This is a genomic window from Bradyrhizobium sp. 2TAF36 (genome assembly GCF_052114925.1).
Classification (GTDB): domain Bacteria; phylum Pseudomonadota; class Alphaproteobacteria; order Rhizobiales; family Xanthobacteraceae; genus Bradyrhizobium; species Bradyrhizobium barranii.
Genome location: NZ_JBFRFR010000073.1, coordinates 49022 through 65607, shown reverse-complemented (window position 1 = coordinate 65607; position 16586 = coordinate 49022). Strand labels below are relative to the sequence as shown.

16 protein-coding genes are annotated in these 16586 nt (G+C 64.0%); 10 read left to right on the top strand and 6 right to left on the bottom strand.

The genetic code is table 11. The features are described from left to right. Positions 1–172: 172 nt before the first annotated feature. The 4 genes from AB4Z51_RS33955 to AB4Z51_RS33940 all read left to right on the top strand — a co-directional run bounded on the left by AB4Z51_RS33955 (position 173) and on the right by AB4Z51_RS33940 (position 4187). A complete protein-coding gene (locus AB4Z51_RS33955) occupies positions 173–1069 on the top strand; it encodes an SMP-30/gluconolactonase/LRE family protein (RefSeq protein ID WP_085404427.1) in 897 nt (298 codons plus the stop codon). A gap of 8 nt (positions 1070–1077) precedes the next feature. Next, positions 1078–1917 (top strand): aldo/keto reductase, encoded by an 840-nt coding sequence (locus AB4Z51_RS33950; RefSeq protein WP_085404426.1) that lies wholly within the window; start codon positions 1078–1080, stop codon positions 1915–1917. Between the two features lie 188 nt (positions 1918–2105). Next, complete coding sequence (locus AB4Z51_RS33945) at positions 2106–3047, top strand: DMT family transporter (protein WP_085404425.1); 942 nt, start codon at positions 2106–2108, stop codon at positions 3045–3047. Positions 3048–3107: 60 nt separating this feature from the next. Then, positions 3108–4187, top strand: a complete 1080-nt coding sequence (locus AB4Z51_RS33940; protein ID WP_085404424.1) for a zinc-binding dehydrogenase — start codon at positions 3108–3110, stop codon at positions 4185–4187. On the opposite strand, the gene AB4Z51_RS33935 is transcribed toward AB4Z51_RS33940, so the two are convergent. The 3 genes from AB4Z51_RS33935 to AB4Z51_RS33925 form a co-directional block, all read right to left on the bottom strand. After that, complete coding sequence (locus AB4Z51_RS33935; protein ID WP_085404423.1) at positions 4165–5592, bottom strand: TAXI family TRAP transporter solute-binding subunit; 1428 nt, start codon at positions 5590–5592, stop codon at positions 4165–4167. The genes AB4Z51_RS33940 and AB4Z51_RS33935 overlap by 23 nt on opposite strands. A 51-nt stretch (positions 5593–5643) precedes the next feature. After that, on the bottom strand, positions 5644–6564 hold the full coding sequence (gene ppk2, locus AB4Z51_RS33930) for a polyphosphate kinase 2 (protein ID WP_085404422.1): 921 nt from the start codon (positions 6562–6564) through the stop codon (positions 5644–5646). Positions 6565–6660: 96 nt separating this feature from the next. Next, positions 6661–7122, bottom strand: coding sequence for an Lrp/AsnC family transcriptional regulator (locus AB4Z51_RS33925; RefSeq protein WP_014497003.1), 462 nt, complete (start codon positions 7120–7122; stop codon positions 6661–6663). 135 nt (positions 7123–7257) lie between these two features. On the opposite strand from AB4Z51_RS33925, the gene AB4Z51_RS33920 reads away from it, so the two are divergent. Continuing rightward, positions 7258–9621, top strand: coding sequence for a transketolase (locus AB4Z51_RS33920; RefSeq protein WP_135216300.1), 2364 nt, complete (start codon positions 7258–7260; stop codon positions 9619–9621). A 269-nt stretch (positions 9622–9890) separates the two neighbouring features. Then, entirely contained in the window at positions 9891–11321 is a 1431-nt protein-coding gene (locus tag AB4Z51_RS33915; RefSeq protein WP_085404420.1) for an aldehyde dehydrogenase family protein, read from the top strand. A 276-nt stretch (positions 11322–11597) separates the two neighbouring features. Here the strand turns inward: AB4Z51_RS33915 and AB4Z51_RS33910 are convergent, their stop codons facing one another. Then, positions 11598–12566 carry an SMP-30/gluconolactonase/LRE family protein gene (locus AB4Z51_RS33910; RefSeq protein ID WP_085404419.1) on the bottom strand — a complete coding sequence of 323 codons (969 nt, stop codon included), beginning with the start codon at positions 12564–12566 and terminating at the stop codon, positions 11598–11600. A 91-nt stretch (positions 12567–12657) separates the two neighbouring features. On the opposite strand from AB4Z51_RS33910, the gene AB4Z51_RS33905 reads away from it, so the two are divergent. Further along, a complete protein-coding gene (locus tag AB4Z51_RS33905) occupies positions 12658–13482 on the top strand; it encodes an NAD-dependent epimerase/dehydratase family protein (protein WP_085404418.1) in 825 nt (274 codons plus the stop codon). Positions 13483–13552: 70 nt separating this feature from the next. On the opposite strand, the gene AB4Z51_RS33900 is transcribed toward AB4Z51_RS33905, so the two are convergent. Next, complete coding sequence (locus AB4Z51_RS33900) at positions 13553–14383, bottom strand: potassium channel family protein (protein WP_193560925.1); 831 nt, start codon at positions 14381–14383, stop codon at positions 13553–13555. Between the two features lie 29 nt (positions 14384–14412). Further along, a complete protein-coding gene (locus AB4Z51_RS33895; RefSeq protein WP_085404417.1) occupies positions 14413–15318 on the bottom strand; it encodes a transglutaminase family protein in 906 nt (301 codons plus the stop codon). Positions 15319–15510: 192 nt separating this feature from the next. On the opposite strand from AB4Z51_RS33895, the gene AB4Z51_RS33890 reads away from it, so the two are divergent. The 3 genes from AB4Z51_RS33890 to AB4Z51_RS33880 all read left to right on the top strand — a co-directional run bounded on the left by AB4Z51_RS33890 (position 15511) and on the right by AB4Z51_RS33880 (position 16584). After that, a complete protein-coding gene (locus AB4Z51_RS33890) occupies positions 15511–15774 on the top strand; it encodes a GlsB/YeaQ/YmgE family stress response membrane protein (protein ID WP_441498848.1) in 264 nt (87 codons plus the stop codon). A gap of 24 nt (positions 15775–15798) precedes the next feature. Beyond that, positions 15799–16224 carry a hypothetical protein gene (locus AB4Z51_RS33885; protein WP_441498847.1) on the top strand — a complete coding sequence of 142 codons (426 nt, stop codon included), beginning with the start codon at positions 15799–15801 and terminating at the stop codon, positions 16222–16224. 105 nt (positions 16225–16329) lie between these two features. Beyond that, positions 16330–16584, top strand: a complete 255-nt coding sequence (locus AB4Z51_RS33880; RefSeq protein ID WP_135216299.1) for a hypothetical protein — start codon at positions 16330–16332, stop codon at positions 16582–16584. The last annotated feature ends 2 nt before the right edge of the window (positions 16585–16586 follow it).

The following is a 16586-nucleotide window of genomic DNA, read 5'->3' as shown; positions in this document are numbered from 1 at the left end:
CAGAGTGTTTGGCCTTTCTGGGTCCCGGCTCTGCGCAGCAGCGTTTCACGCTGCAGCGCGTCCGGGACACGAGAGTGACGTGGACGCAGCCATGTCCTTCGCCCAATCGACGCGCCAACGATTGTGCCCTATGTTGCCGCGATCCCCCTCCACATGCACAAAAACAACAATGATGTACCTGGAAACGCCGCCGCGCCTGATCGAAACCAAGATCTTCTCCGCCATGCCCGACCATTTCCGCCGCAAGGGCGTGCGGACCGATTGGGCCGATGCCAACCGGCCGGGTGTGCCGACCGATAGTTTCATCGAAGGGCCGTCGTTCGACAAAGACGGCAACCTCCATATCGTCGACATTCCCTTCGGCCGCATCTTCCGCATCGCGCCTGATGGCGCGTGGTCGCTCGTGATCGAATATGAGGGCTGGCCGAACGGATTGAAGATCGCGGCCGACGGCCGCATCCTCGTGGCCGACTACATGCACGGCATCATGGAACTCGACGCCGGGGCAGGGCGCATCAGGCCCATCCTGACCGCGCGCAATTCGGAATCGTTCCGTGGCTGCAACGATCTGCATCTCGCCTCCAACGGCGACATCTTGTTCACCGATCAGGGCCAGACCGGCCTGCACGACGCAAGCGGCCGTGTCTATCGCCTGACGCCGAGCGGCCGGCTCGATTGCCTGCTCGACACCGGCATCAGCCCGAACGGCCTGGTGCTCGACCCCAGCGAAACGGTGCTGTTCGTCGCCATGACCCGCGACAATGCGGTGTGGCGGTTGCCGTTCATGAAGGACGGCAGCGTGTCGAAGGTCGGCCGCTTCTGCTCGCTGTTCGGCACCAGCGGTCCTGATGGCATGACCATGGACGCGGCCGGTCGCCTGTTCGTCGGCCACGCTTCGCTCGGCCACGTCTTCGTGTTCGCGCCGAACGGAGAGCTGATCGCGCGGATCAAGTCGTGCGCGGGTCCGAGCTGCACCAATGTCGCCATCGGTGGCGCCAAGAAAGATCGGCTCTATATCACGGAGTCAGGGACCGGCAGCGTGCTGGTTGCGGATATCAGCGGACTGTGAGCTTTGACATGAACACAAAACCCTTCGGCAAGACCGGCGCGAACGTCTCCGTCATCGGGCAGGGCACCTGGTATCTCGACCATGGCGACCGCAAGCGCGCGATCGCGGCGCTTCAGCGCGGGCTCGATCTCGGCATGACCCACATCGACACCGCCGAGATGTACGGCGATGCCGAGCTCGTCATCGCCGATGCGATCGCAGGCCGCCGCGATGAAGTGTTCCTGGTTTCAAAGGTGCTGCCGAGCAACGCCTCGCGCGGCGGCACCATCACGGCGTGCGAACGCTCGCTGAAGCGGCTGAAGACCGATCGTCTCGACTGCTATCTGCTGCACTGGCGCGGTTCCTATCCGCTCGAAGACACGGTTGCCGCGTTCGAAGAGTTGGTGAAGGCCGGCAAGATCAAATCCTGGGGCGTCTCCAATTTCGACGCCGACGATCTCGACGAAATTCTCGACGTCTCCGGCGAAGGCCGCATCGCGTGCAATCAAGTGCTCTATCATCTCAAGGAGCGCGCGATCGAGCATGCGGTGATCCCGTGGTGCGAGAAGCGTGGCGTCGCTGTCGTCGCATACTCTCCGTTCGGCCACGACGATTTTCCCGCAAGCAACAGCAAGGGAGGCGCGGTGCTGGCACGTATCGCGGAGGCGCGTCGTATGACACCGCGGCAGGTCGCGCTGAGCTTCCTTACCCGTGCGACTACGGTGTTCGCGATCCCGAAGGCCTCGTCCGCGGAACATGCCGGCGAGAATGCGGCGGCCGGCGATCTCGTGCTGACGAAAGAGGAGATTTCGGCGCTCGATGCGGCGTTTCCGCGCGGTCCGAAGCCGCGCAGCCTACCCATGTTGTAGTGCACAAACGCCTATTATTAATGGAGTATTGACGCGCGGGGTCGTCAGCGCATATCGGCATCCTGTTTTCGGAAGTTGTGAAAGCGGCGCATTTGTCGTTTTTTACGATCGTTCCCGAATCGTCGTTTTCCCAGGTTCCAGCCGTGACACCGCCGCCCGCCGTAGCCGCAAGGCTCGACAGTATTCCCATGCCCGTGCCGGAGAAGAAGCAGGAGGTTCGCCGCGCGCCTGCGCGCGTCGATCATCCCTTCAAGGGCATCGCGCTGGTGCTGTTGTCGACGGTATTCCTCGGTTGTTCCGACGTCACCGCAAAGTATCTGTCGACGAGCCTGCCGTCGATCGAGATCACCTGGATCCGTTTCGTCACATTCGCGCTGATGTTCACGCCGGTGATGCTGCCGGGCTCGCCGCTGCATGCGATGCGCACCGATCGCCTCGGCCTGCAATTGATGCGCGGCGTCGCGCTGCTCGGCTCCTCGCTGTTCTTCATCACCGGTCTCCGTTTCCTCCCCATCGCGGAAGCCTCGGCCACCGGCTTCGTCTCGCCGCTGTTCGTCACCGCGCTGTCGATCATCTTCCTGAGCGAGACGGTCGGCATGCGCCGCTGGATCGCGACCGCGATCGGTCTCATCGGCGTGATGATCATCCTGCGTCCGGGCTCCAATGCGTTCCACGCCGCCGCGTTCTTCCCGATCATCTCGGCATTCTGCTGGGCTGCTGCGCTGATCCTGACGCGCATGATGAGCGGGCGCGAAGCCGTCCTCACCACCATGGCCTATTCGGCGCTCACGGGCGTTGCGATCCTCAGCCTGATGGTGCCGTTCGTCTGGGTGACGCCGAGCTGGACCGCGATCGGGCTCGGCATCGTGATCGGCGTCGCGTCCACCGTGGGCCAGTGGATCATCGTGCTGGCCTATCGCTACGGCGATGCCTCGGTGCTGGCGCCGTTCTCGTACACGCAGTTGCTGTGGGTCAGCATTCTGGGCTTCTTCCTGTTCGGCGAAGTGCCTGACGTCTGGACCGTCACTGGTGCTGCCTTCATCGTCGCCAGCGGTCTCTACATCGCCCATCGCGAGCGCATCCGCCGCGCCCAGCTGCTGGTGCTGGAAGAGCGTTCCCCGAACCCCTGACGCAAGTTCGCGCGTCCCGCTTCGTGCTATCAACGGCTCCAACAACACGGGAGGAGCCGGATGCGCGCTGCGATTTTCAGGAACGGTGAGATTGTCGTCGACCGGATGGCCGAGCCAAAGCCAGGTAACGGTCAGGTGCTGGTCAGGACGCTTGCCTGCGGCATCTGCGGCTCCGACCTTCATGCCCGCCAGCATGCCCCCCGCATGGTGGAGATGGCGAAGAAGACCGGCCGCAAGCCGATGGACCTCGCCCGCGACGTCGTGTTCGGCCATGAGTTCTGCTGTGAGATCGTCGATTACGGTCCCGGAACCGCGCGCAAGCTCAAGCCCGGCACCCGCGTCTGTTCGCTCCCAGCGCTCGTGACGCCGCAAGGCATCGAGGGCATCGGCTATTCCAACGACAATATCGGCGGCTATGCCGAGGCGATGCTGCTCAGCGAGCCCCTGCTGCTTGAGGTGCCCAACGGTCTCGCGTCCGAACATGCGGCGCTGACCGAGCCGCTCGCCGTCGGTGTCCACGCCGTGGCGAAAGCCAACATCCGGGGCGGCGAGGTACCGCTCGTGATCGGCTGCGGCCCGGTCGGGCTCGCGGTGATCGCAGCGCTGAGGATCAAGGGCCTGCATCCGATCGTCGCCGCCGACTATTCGCCGGCGCGGCGTGCACTGGCCGCAAAGCTGGGGGCCGATATCGTCGTCGATCCCAGGGTGACGCAGCCCTACGCGACCTGGGCCGAGCACGCGCAGATGTCGGAGGCCGAGAAGGCGGCGCGCCCGCCGTTGCAGGCCATGCTGCCGGCACTGAAGCCCGCAATCATCTTCGAATGTGTCGGCGTGCCCGGCCTGTTGCAACAGGTGTTCGAGGGCGCGCCGCGTGATGCGCGCATCGTGGTGGTCGGCGTCTGCATGGAGACCGACAGGAGCGAACCCATGCTCGGCATCATGAAGGAGCTCAATGTCCAATATGTGCTCGGCTACACGCCGGATGAGTTCGCAGCGTCACTGCGCCTGATCGCAGAAGGGCAGGTGGATGCGGCCGCGATGGTCACCGCCGAGGTCGGCCTCGACGGCGTCGCAAAGGCGTTCGCTGATCTCGCCAATCCTGAGGCGCACACCAAGATCATCGTGCAGCCGTGGAAATAGGGAACGGCTGAAGCACGCCGCCATCGGGTTTCGCGGCGACGTCGGCATCGCTCATCTGGGCGATCACGGCCCGGCGGTCGACGATCGCCTGATGGAATTGCGCCAGCACGAGACCGAAGGCGGTGAGGTCGCCGTCTTCGATGGCGCCGTCCTCGTGACAGGCCAGCGTCTCGCGCAGTATGTCGTCGGCTGCGCTCTGCATGGCGGCGAGATCGTCGAGCGACGTCGCCTCCCGCACGCTGGAGATCGCCGTCAGCAACCTGTCGCGATGCAGCGCGTTCTCGCTGCGCTCCTCGCGCCGTAGATAGTGCCGCAGCCACGCGGCCACCGAGCCGAAGCCCGAGAGCAGCAGCACTGCGCCCCAGATGTAGTCGCTGTACTTGTCCATGAAGCTGCGCTCGTTGCCGTCGATAAAGGCGGCAGCTCCTGGATGGGCCGGCAGCGCGGCGTCCTTGTCGGTGTCAGGCTTCTGGATGTGACTGGCGCCGGGTAAGTCCTTCACGAGCGACTGACGGACCGTAAACAGCTCGCGGGTGAAGGCAGCGACCGTGTCCTCGGACAGTGAAGCGGGCGCGACGATCAGATGATTGACGGCGATGGTGTCGATCTTGTCGTCCGGCCGCTGCGGCGTCGTGGAAAATGCGCTCGCGGGAATTTCCTCGGATTCGTAGAGCGGGTGCCGCTCGGCGATGGCGTCGGAGACGTCGACGGACAGGAACTTGGGCTCGCCGCGCAGGCGTGCGGTGGTGGCGATCGTGCTTGCGATCGCCTTGTCGCCGAGTGCGCCCACCATCATGAAGGCGTCGAGCGTTGAGTCCTGGGCCATCTCGGAGATGCGGTCGATACTGAACTGTGCGATCGTGACCTTCTGCGGGTTGACGCCTGACTCGGCGAGGATGACACGAAGCAGATTGAGATTGGCATCGCCAAGGCCGACGACACCGATGCGGCGCCCCGTGAGGGGGGCGATCTCCATGATCTTCGGCCTGGCGGCGCCCTTGCGCGCCGCTGGCGCCCACAACACCACGAAATTCCGCCGCAGGATCGCCACCGAATTGGTGTCGGCCGGCATGGCGAAGTCGCCGCGAGCCACCGCGAGGTCGGCCTTGCCGGCGCCGAGCAGATTGAGGCTTTGCAGTGTGCCGTCGGTCTCGATCGGCACGAGCCGCACCGCGCCACCCCTGGCGTCGAACGCCTTCGCCACCGCCGCAATCAGCGCCTGGTCGTCACTGCCGGCCGGCCCGACCGCGATGCGTAGCGTCGCCGGCTGCCAGAGCCAATAGGCGAGGGCAAGAACGACGGTGAGCACCGAGAGCACGCTTTCGAGCGCGAGCCACGGGCCAAAGCGATTCCGGCGGCGAGACGACGCGTCTCTCCTCACGCTCAGATCGCTCGGCACGGGCATCTCGCTTTCCTCATCGGCAAGCTCGCCCGACGGCAGGCGCGGCGGGTGCCGTCAGTATTTCGAAGGCACGTACATCTCCGGCGGAATCGGGCCGCGGTGATAGTCGGGATTACGGACGCGCGGCGGCAGCACCACGGGCACGCGGGCGACCTCCTGGTACGGCATCTGGCTGAGCAGATGCGCGATGCAGTTGAGGCGGGCGCGCTTCTTGTCGACGGCGTCGACGATCCACCACGGCGAATCCGGCAGATGCGTGTGCTCCAGCATCGTCTCCTTGGCCTTGGTGTACGCCTCCCAGCGGCTGCGCGCCTCGACGTCCATCGGGCTCAGCTTCCATTGCTTCAGCGGATCCCTGATGCGCATGCTGAAGCGGAACTGCTGCTCGTCGTCGGTGATCGAGAACCAGTATTTGACGAGAGTGATACCGGAGCGGATCAGCATCCGCTCGAACTCCGGCACCGTCTTGAAGAACTCCTGGTATTGCTCCTCGGTGCAGAAGCCCATCACGCGCTCGACGCCGGCGCGGTTGTACCAGCTGCGGTCGAACAGCACGATCTCGCCGCCGGCCGGCAAATGCGACACGTAGCGCTGGAAGTACCATTGCGTGCGTTCGCGCTCGCTTGGTGCCGGAAGCGCCGCGACACGGCAGATGCGGGGATTGAGCCGCTGGGTGATGCGCTTGATGACGCCGCCCTTGCCGGCGGAGTCGCGGCCCTCGAACAGCACCACGACCTTCTTCTTCTCGCTCTGCACCCAGTCCTGGAGCTTGACCAGCTCGCCCTGGAGCCGCAGCAGTTCCCGGAAATAGAGCCTGCGATCAACCGTCGGGCGGAGCGCGTCGGTCTCGTCCAGCAGCTCGTCGAGCCTGCTGTCATCGAGCTCCATCTCCAGCTCTTCGTCGAGATCGTCGGTCATTTCCCGGATGATGCGCTCGCGTTTGGCCATTTCAGGGGTGCGGTCGGATGCGGTCATGGGTCCTTCTTTCGGCAGGGTGCCTGTCGCCCGTGACCATCGGCGGGGTTTATTGCGCCCATGTGACACCGGTTCCGAAATAGCCCGGCGGGGCCGTCAGACCGGCAGGGCGATCGAATATTTGACCTGGCTGAGCGCGAAGCTCGACTCGATCGAGGCAATGCCGTCCAGCCGGGTCAGCTTGGTCTTCAGGAAGGTCTCGTAGGAGGCGAGGTCGGCCGCCACCACGCGCAGGAGATAGTCGCGGTTGCCGGTCATCAGATAGCACTCCAGCACCTCGTCCCATTTCGAGATCGCGCGGGCGAAACGATTCAGATCCTCCTCCTTCTGCCGCGCCAACTTGATCGAGATGAAGACGCTGACATGCAGCCCCAGCGCCTTCTGGTCGACGGTCGCGATGTAGCGGCTGATGACGCCGCGCTCCTCCAGCAGCTTGACCCGGCGATGGCAGGGCGACACCGAGAGCCCGACCTTGTCGGCGAGTTCCTGCATTGTCAGCCGGCTGTCGTTCTGGAGCAAAGCGAGGATTTTCCGGTCGATGGCGTCGAGGTCTGGCATTGGGATGAAACCTGTCTGAAGTGCTGATCCATTGGTAAAGTATCCCAATATTTGGAGGTATGGCGCGAAAAATTGAGAAGTTTGGCGCCGCCCGCGGGCGTATCATCGTCCAACCTGTTTCCGGGAGCCATTGCGATGCCCGTTGATACCGCCCGTCTGGACACATTGACCGCGCTGGCCCGCAAGGCGCTGTGGCTGTCGTCATGGACCATCCATCACGCCAACCACATCCGCGCCAACGCGGACGGGCTCAAGGTCGGGGGACACCAAGCCTCGTCTGCCTCGCTTGCGACCATCATGTCGGCGCTGTATTTCAGCGTGTTGCGCCCTGAGGATCGCGTTGCGGTGAAGCCGCATGCGAGCCCGGTGTTCCACGCCATCCAGTATCTGTTCGGCCGGCAGACTCGCGAGAAGCTGGAGAACTTTCGCGGCTTCAAGGGCGCGCAGTCCTATCCCTCGCGCACCAAGGATGTCGACGACGTCGATTTCTCGACTGGGTCGGTCGGCCTCGGCGTCGCGCAGACGCTGTTCGCATCGCTGGTGCAGGACTACGTCAAGGCGCATGGCTGGATGAAGGATCGCCGCGAAGGGCGGATGATTGCCCTCGTCGGCGATGCCGAGATGGACGAGGGCAACATTTTCGAAGCGCTCGCCGAAGGCTGGAAGCACGGCCTGCGCAACACCTGGTGGGTGGTCGACTATAACAGGCAGTCGCTCGACGCCGTTGTGCGCGAGGGGCTCTGGGAAAAGTTTGAGACCATGTTCCGCAATTTCGGCTGGGACGTGGTGATCGTGAAATATGGCCGCCTGATGCGCGAGGCCTTCGCCGAGCCCGGCGGCGAGGCGCTTAAAGCTTGGATCGACAATTGCCCGAACGCGCTCTACGCGGCTCTGTGCTTCCAGGGCGGCGCCGCCTTCCGCAAGCATCTGCACGACGAGATCGGCGACCAGGGCCCGATCACCAAGCTGATCGACAGGCGCAGCGACGAGGAGCTGCTGGCGCTGATGTCGAACCTCGGCGGCCACGACATGGCGAGCATGCTGGAGGCGTTCGAGTCGATCGATCACGATCGCCCGGTCTGCTTCATCGCCTACACCATCAAGGGCGTCGGCCTGCCGTTCCAGGGCCACAAGGACAACCACGCCGGCCTGATGACGGTCACGCAGATGGAGAAATATCGCGAGAGCCAGAACATTCGTGCGGGCCATGAATGGGACAAGTACGAGGGCCTCGCGCAGGACGCCGCCGAGCTCGACGCCTTCCTCGCGCGCGTGCCGTTCAACCAGGACGGCCGCCGGCTGACCGCGCCCGTGGTCGGGGTGCCCCAGCAACTCGCGTTCAAGCCGTCGCCGCAGATGTCGACCCAGCAGGGCTTTGGCCTCGTGCTGAACGAGATCGCGCGCGACGACAGCGAGCTGGCGAGGCGCATCGTCACGACCTCGCCCGACGTCACGGTCTCGACCAATCTCGGTCCGTGGGTGAACCGGCGCGGCCTGTTCGCGCGCGGCGAGAAGGCGGATTTATTCCGCAGCGAGAAAATTCCCTCCACGTTCAATTGGGACTTCTCGCCCAAGGGGCAGCATCTCGAGCTCGGCATCGCCGAGATGAACCTGTTCATCATGCTCTCGGCGCTCGGTCTGTCGCACCAGATCAACGGCGAGCGGCTTTTGCCGGTCGGCACGCTCTACGATCCCTTCATCGAGCGCGGCCTCGATGCATTGAACTACGCCTGCTACCAGGATGCGCGCTTCATGGTGGCCGCGACGCCCTCGGGCATCACGCTGGCGCCTGAAGGCGGTGCGCACCAGTCGATCGCGACGCCGTTGATCGGCATGGCGCAGGACGGGCTCGCCTCGTTCGAGCCGGCTTTCGTCGACGAGCTCGCCGTGATCATGGCGTGGGGCTTCAATCACATGCAGCGCGATCCGGGCGAGGGCGGCTCGGTCTATTTGCGGCTCTCGACGCGCAGCATCGAGCAGGCGCAGCGGATCATGACGCCGGAGCTTGCGCAGGGCATCACCGACGGCGCCTATTGGCTGCGCAAGCCGGGGCCCAATGCCGAACTCGTGATCGCCTATACCGGCGCGGTCGCGCCCGAAGCGATCGAGGCGACCGGCTTCATCGGCGAGAGCCGCCGTGACATCGGTCTGCTCGCGATCACCTCGGCGGATCGCCTGCATGCGGGTTGGACCGCTGCGCGGAAATTGCGGCGCGATCGGCGGGGTGTGCAGCATCTCAGCCACATCGAAAAGCTGCTCGCGCCGCTGCCGCGCGACTGCGGCATCGTGACCGTGATCGACGGCCATCCCTCCGCGCTCGGCTGGCTCGGCAGCGTCCGCGGTCATCGCGTCGAGGCACTCGGCGTCGAGCAGTTCGGCCAGACCGGCACCATCGCGGACCTCTACCGCCATTACGGCATCGATGCGAACGCCATCATCGATGCGGCCGAAAGCCTCACCACCGGCGCACCGGTGCTGCACCGGAAGATGGCGGTGTAGTTGAGGTAACTGCCCTGTCATTCCGGGGCGACGCGTAGCGTCGAGCCCGGAATCCATACTCCCGATCGTGGTTATGGATTCCGGGCCCGCGCCAAGTAGCGCGTCCCGGAATGACACCTGAGGGAGCCTTGCCTCGTTCCCGCCATCGGCTCATATATCCTCCGTCCGCAGCAACGCTGGCCCCGCATATGGCGGGTTCAATTGCCGGCGCTTTCGTGCAAGGATGCCTGCCGAAACGCCCCCTCCAAGCCCCCAAGAAGAGGTTAACGATGGTCAATCGCATGCAATTCTACATCGACGGCGCCTGGGTCGATCCCGCCGTCAAGAAGTCCACCGCCGTGGTCAATCCCGCGACGGAAGAGGCGATGTACGAGGTTGCGCTGGGCTCCAAGGCTGACGTCGACAAGGCCGTCACTGCTGCCAAGCGCGCCTTTGCAACCTTCTCCCAGACCAGCCGCGAGGAGCGCGTCGCGCTGCTCACGAAAGTCATCGAGATCTACAAGGGCCGCCTCAAGGAGATCGGCGCCGCCGTCTCCGACGAGATGGGCGCGCCGCTGCCGATGGCGGAGAAGCTCCAGGCCGGCGCCGGCCTCGGCCACCTCATGACCACGCTCGACGTGCTCAAGAACTATCATTTCGAGGAACCGGTCGGCACCGCCATGGTGCTGCGCGAGCCGGTCGGCGTGGTCGGCATGATCACGCCCTGGAACTGGCCGCTGAACCAGATCGCCTGCAAGGTTGCGCCTGCGCTCGCCGCCGGCTGYACTATGATCCTGAAGCCGTCGGAGTTCACCCCAACCTCGGCGTTGATCTTCGCGGAAATCCTCCATGAAGCCGGCGTGCCGAAGGGCGTGTTCAACCTCGTCAACGGCCTCGGCCCCGAGGTCGGCGCCGCTATGAGCGAGCATCCTGACATCGACATGATCTCGTTCACCGGCTCGACCCGCGCCGGCATCGATGTGGCCAAGCGCGCCGCGCCGACCGTGAAGCGCGTCAGCCAGGAGCTCGGCGGCAAGTCGCCGAACGTCATCCTCGAAGGCGCCGACCTGACCAAGGCGGTGACCGGCGGCGTGATGCACATGTTCAACAACTCCGGCCAGTCCTGCAACGCACCCTCGCGCATGATCGTGCCGCTGTCGAAGATGAAGGAAGTCGCCGCGATCGCGAAGGCTGTCGCCGATAAGACCAAGGCCGGTGATCCCCGCGCTGAAGGCACTACCATTGGTCCGGTCGTCAACCGCGGCCAGTGGGACAAGATCCAGGGTCTGATCAAGAAGGGCATCGACGAGGGCGCAACGCTCGTTGCCGGCGGCCCGGGCCTGCCCGAAGGCGTCAACAAGGGCTTCTACGTCCGTCCAACCATCTTCGCCGACGTCACCCCCGACATGACGATCGCCCGTGAAGAGATCTTCGGACCGGTGCTCACCATCATCGGCGCCAAGGACGAAGCCGAGGCCGTGCACATCGCCAACGACACGCCCTATGGTCTCGCGGGTTACGTCTCGGGCGCTTCGGTTGAGGACGCCAAGCGCGTGGGTCGCCAGATCCGCGCCGGCAACGTCAATCTCCAGGGCGTGCCCAACGACCGCACCGCGCCGTTCGGCGGCTACAAGCAGTCGGGCAACGGCCGCGAGTGGGGCAAGTACGGCCTCGAGGACTTCCTCGAAGTGAAGGCCGTTGCGGGCTTCAACGCGGCGTAAGTTTTTTCGCCTGAACAAGCATGACGCCGGAGCGGGAAACCGCTCCGGCGTTTTTCGTTTTGCTCCGTCGTCATTGCGAGGAGCGCAGCGACGAAGCAATCCAGGCTGTCTCCGCGAAAACAGTCTGGATTGCTTCGCTTCGCTCGCAATGACGGAGGAGGGACCTCGTTGGGTGGGCAAAGGAGCGTAGCGACGTGCCCACCATTCCGCGACGAACAAGAAGCGGTGGGCACGCTTTCGCTTTGCCCACCCTACGAGACCGTCTCTGCGGAACGCCTATCCCCCGACCGCGCCTTGCGTGTTCACATACAGCGCGTAGATCGACTGGCTTGCCGCCATGAACAGGCGGTTGCGCTTGACGCCGCCGAAGCAGAGATTGGCGCAGCGCTCGGGCAGCGCGATGCGGCCGATCATGACGCCGTCGGGCGCGAATACGACGACGCCGTCGAGCTCGGGATCGCCCATACCCCAGCCGCACCAGAGATTGCCGTCGATGTCGCAGCGCATGCCGTCGGGCGTGCCCGGGCCGGCATCGATGTGGACGCGCTTGTTGGAGATCGTGGTGCCGTCGGGCGAGACGTCATAGGCGAGGATTTTTCGGTTCGGCACGCCGCGCGATTCCACGACATACAGAATCTTCTCGTCGGGCGAGAAGCACAGCCCGTTCGGACCGAGCACRCCTTCGGCGACGATGGTCGCCTTGCCCGTTGCAGGATCGAGCCGATAGACGTTCGGCTCGATCTCGGGCTCCGCCTTGTAGCCCTCGTAATTGCCAAGCAGGCCGAAGGTCGGATCGGTGAACCAGATCGAGCCGTCGGACTTCACCACCACGTCGTTCGGCGAGTTCAGCCGCTTGCCGCCGAACGAATCCATCAGCACGGTGATGCTGCCGTCATATTCGGTGCGCACCACGCGGCGGCCGCCATGCTCGCAGGTGACGAGCCGGCCCTGACGATCCCTGGTGTTGCCGTTGGCGAAATTCGAGGGCTTTCGGAAGACCGAAACGGTTCCGGTCTCCTCCTCCCATTTGATGATGCGCTGGTTCGGGATGTCGCTGCACAGGAGATAGCGTCCGTCGCCGAACCACACCGGACCCTCGGCCCAGCGCAGGCCGGTCGCCAGCCGCTCCACTGCCGACAGCTTTAGCCAGTATTTTTCGAAGCGGGGGTCCAGTGCTTTTATCGCCGGATCGGGGTAATAGGTCGCCGGCCGCCAGCCTTGAGTGTGGGGCGATGCATCGTTCATGTGCAGGTCTCTTTGTTGCGTTCCCTCTGTCCAAGTCTGCTAGCATCAGTTATCTACGGCCGCAAATCGGTCACCACAGGCGAGGGAAGACATGCCGCGTATTTTGATGACGGGAGCTTCGGGCGGAATCGGCACGAGCCTGCGAAAGCTGCTGCCGCCGATCTATCCGGATCTCCTGCTCTCCGACATCAAGCCGCCCGCCGATCTCGGCGCGAACGAACAATTCAAAGCGGCGGATCTCGCCGATCTCGCGCAGTGCGAGGCGATCTGCGATGGCGTCGACGGCATCATCCATTTCGGCGGCTATTCGGTCGAAGGCACCTGGGACCAAATCCTCCAGGCCAACATCATCGGCGGCTACAATTTGTTCGAGGCCGCGTACCGCAAGGGCGTCAAGCGCGTGGTGTTCGCCTCGTCCAACCACGCGGTCGGCTTCTACCCCCGCCATCACAAGATCGGGACCGACGTCACCCCGCGCCCCGACGGGCGTTATGGCGTCAGCAAGGTGTTCGGCGAGGCCGTCGGTGCGCTCTACGCCGACAAGCACGGCCTGAAGGTGACCTGCCTGCGCATCGGCAATTTCGGCGACATGCCGCTCGACCAGCGCCGGCTCTCGATCTGGCTGAAACCCGACGACCTCGTGCAGCTCTGCCGCATCGGGCTCGAACATCCCGACATCCATTTCGAGGTCTTCTACGGCGCCTCCCTCAACGAGCGCGCCTGGTGGGACAACCACCGCGCCTACGAATTCGGCTATCGCCCGACGGGGCGCGCCGAGGATTTCCGCGAGCACGCGATGGCCGAGCAGACCAAGCTGAAGCCGGATCCGGTCGGCGACCACTACCAGGGCGGCGCGTTCTGCAGCAACGAGTTCGACGGCGACACGAGCCGGATCATTGATTGGAATAAGCGCTGAAATGCCATACCCCCTCTCCACAGTTATGAGGTGAGGGGGCCTCTCCGCGGCACTCGTGCCGGCATGCAGCCTAGTCCATGCCTTCATCGGGAATGTTCAAGACGGTGCCACACGCTTTGCAATGCACCGCGTCGACATCGTGGCGCTGCAGGGCGCAAACCGGACAGGGGAAGCGTACCTTGGAGGGCGCGAGCAGTGCCTTGGCGAGATTCAGGAAAAGGGTCACGCCAAAGATCATGATGACGACGGTGATCAGGCGGCCGACGGTCCCTGGCAAGGTGATGTCGCCGAAGCCGGTCGTGGTCAGTGCGGTGACCGTGAAGTAGAGCGCGTCGGCATAGTTGGCGATCTGATGATTGTGAGACTTCTGCGTCTCGTAGACGATCCCGGTCATCACGAAAATGAACACGCCGAGGTTCACGACGGCAAAGACGACTTCCTCGTTTCGCCGGAAGAAGGGGCTGTCGACCCGGAGCCGCGCCACCATCTGGTAGTCGCGCAGCAGCCGCAATGTTCGAAATGCGCGCAGGAAGCCGCCGGCCTCTCCGGCGAGCGGCGCAAGGAACGAGATGATGACGACGATGTCAGTCCAGGTCGAAAGTCGCGCCAGGTCATGCAGCGGTTGACGGCTGATGATCATCCGTGCGGCGAAATCCGCAAGGATCAGCACGCCGAACACGACATCGAGCGACTCGATGGCCCTGTTGCGAGGCAGGAACGAGGTCGCGATGATGAACAGAACCGTGACGATGTCCAGCGCGAGCAGGGCGTATCGGAATTTTATGCAGCCGAACGTGTCGCCTTCGTAAAGTTGCCGGATCCTGCCCTTCAGGGCCTCGAATGGGACGGCGACGGCGTCGAGCGGCCCATGTCCCTTCGTACTGTTGCGATAAAATGCCATGGTCAGCGACCGCCGCGCATCTCGGTAGCCTATGCTTCCGAAGGATCGAGCATTTCGCCGATCTTGTTGACGGCGACATTGATCGACATGCCCAGGTAATCGCCGGGTTCGCCGAACCACGAGCCAGTCAGCGGCACGGCCTGGCCCGGATGCCGCGCAATGGCCACCGGAATGAGGTCGAAGCCAGCGCTCAAACTGTTGGTTGGATCGTAATCCAGCCAGCCGGCGCCGGGCAGGAATACCTGCACCCATGCGTGGGTCGCGCCGGAGCCGGTCATGCCCACGGCGCCGCCATCGAGCGCCGCATCATAGAGATAACCGCTGACGAAGCGCGCGGCAAAGCCGAGCCGGCGCAACGTCTCGATCATCAGCCAGGCGAAGTCCCGGCAGGTGCCCGATTTCGTGCGCAGCGTTTCGCCGGGTGACTGTGTGCCTTCGGCATCTCTGCCGCAATAGCTGAAGTCGCTGCGAAACTTGCCGAGCATTCGGCGCAGCACGTCGGCGGTCCGATCCTGATCGCCGGCAACGAAGCTCTTGGTCCACGCCGCATGGCTGCCGTCTGCATCGTCGGCATGCGGGCGCAGGTAACCGGCAAGGTCGGTCCATTCGTCCGGGGTGTACTGCACGGGGACCTCCTCGGCCCGGAGGTCCAGCGGAAATGTCTCCAGACCCTTGATGCCAAAATAGACGCCACGAACCCTGAACGTGAATGTCAGCTCGCTGCCGGGTTCGCTGAAGTCCATCACCGTGACGGCATTGGAGCGGGAGTCGGTTACCCAATGCACCTTTGATGGCAGGCTGGTAGCAGCGGACCAGCGAAGCAGCCGGGTCGAGGCGCCGCGCCGCGGCAGGAACATCGCCCGGTGCGTGCCGAACCTCACCGGCTTTGCATAGCGGTAGGTCGTGGTGTGCGTGATCTCGCCTATGATCGCCATGCATCGATCCGCTTCGCATTGCGGGGCTCGTTGAGCACCTTCCGCACAAGAAAGAGCAGGGACCAGCTTTCGGCTCGGCCGCTGCTGCCCATTGATCTAGATCAACGTCGTTCCCGGGATCGTCTGGCCCATCAAGCGATCACGCATTCCTTCAGACGTTGATGTGCAAACCGACCGAATGGAGCGATGGACATGGGTATCCTTTGGACGATCATCATTGGATTTATCGTCGGCGTGGTCGCGAAATTCATCATGCCCGGCGACAAATCCGAGCCCACGGGGTTCATCCTGACGACGGTTTTGGGGATCGTCGGTGCGTTCGTCGCGACGTGGCTCGGTCAGGCCGTGGGATGGTATAAGTTCGGGGAGGGCGCCGGCTTCATCGGCAGCGTGGTCGGCGCCATCATTCTCCTCTTCCCGTACGGGCTTGTTATGGGTCGTCAGGGCCGCGCCTGATCGACCCGAATGATCTTGCTGCGCATGAAAATCAAATTGTCAGTCGTCGCGATGCTCGCGACGATCGTACCGGGAGTCATGTCAGGATCGGCGCGAGCCGCAGCCCTCAGCGATGCCGAGGCGACGTTCCTTGACCAGCTCGTCACCGCATCGGTGGTGCTGGAGCAGCGATGCGACGGTTACGAGGTCGACGGCGCCGGCGGCGTTCAACTCGGCRCCCGGCTTCTCGGCAGCCCTGAGGCGGCGATGGCCATGATCGACGCCTATGCTGCAGCCATCAAGGCCCGCGACGGCGAGACCTACGATCCCGGTAAATTCCGCCCCGAGGTGCGTGAGGCGGCCGGCAAAACGTTCAGGCGCGTCCGGACGGACTTGATCAAGAACCCGACAAGGGGCTGCGCTGACTACGGCGATGCCAGCGTGGACCGCGGTTTGCTGAGGCGGTACTGAACGCGAACAAGCTCTGATTGAGAAGGACCTGTCACTCGCGTCATGCTATCGTCTGTTCCGGGACGTGCATTGCCGTCCCAGGCAACAAGAACAGGGAGGATGGCTATGAAGACGTTAGCGATGTCAGCGTTGATCCTTGCTACCTTGTCGATCGCGCCGGTGAGCGCCGCACCGATCGGTCCCGCGGCTCACCTGAACCCAAACCAAGGTCCGGGATGCTCGCTCTCCGGCGGCGCGGTTGCGAATTGCAAGAACGTCCTCAACTTCAAGTCCTACTACGAGTGCCGCAGTAACCGCATGGAGCGAGGCTGGACGGGCGTTGAGAGCGGCTACTACTGCCGGGCTCTCGACCTCAAATAAGA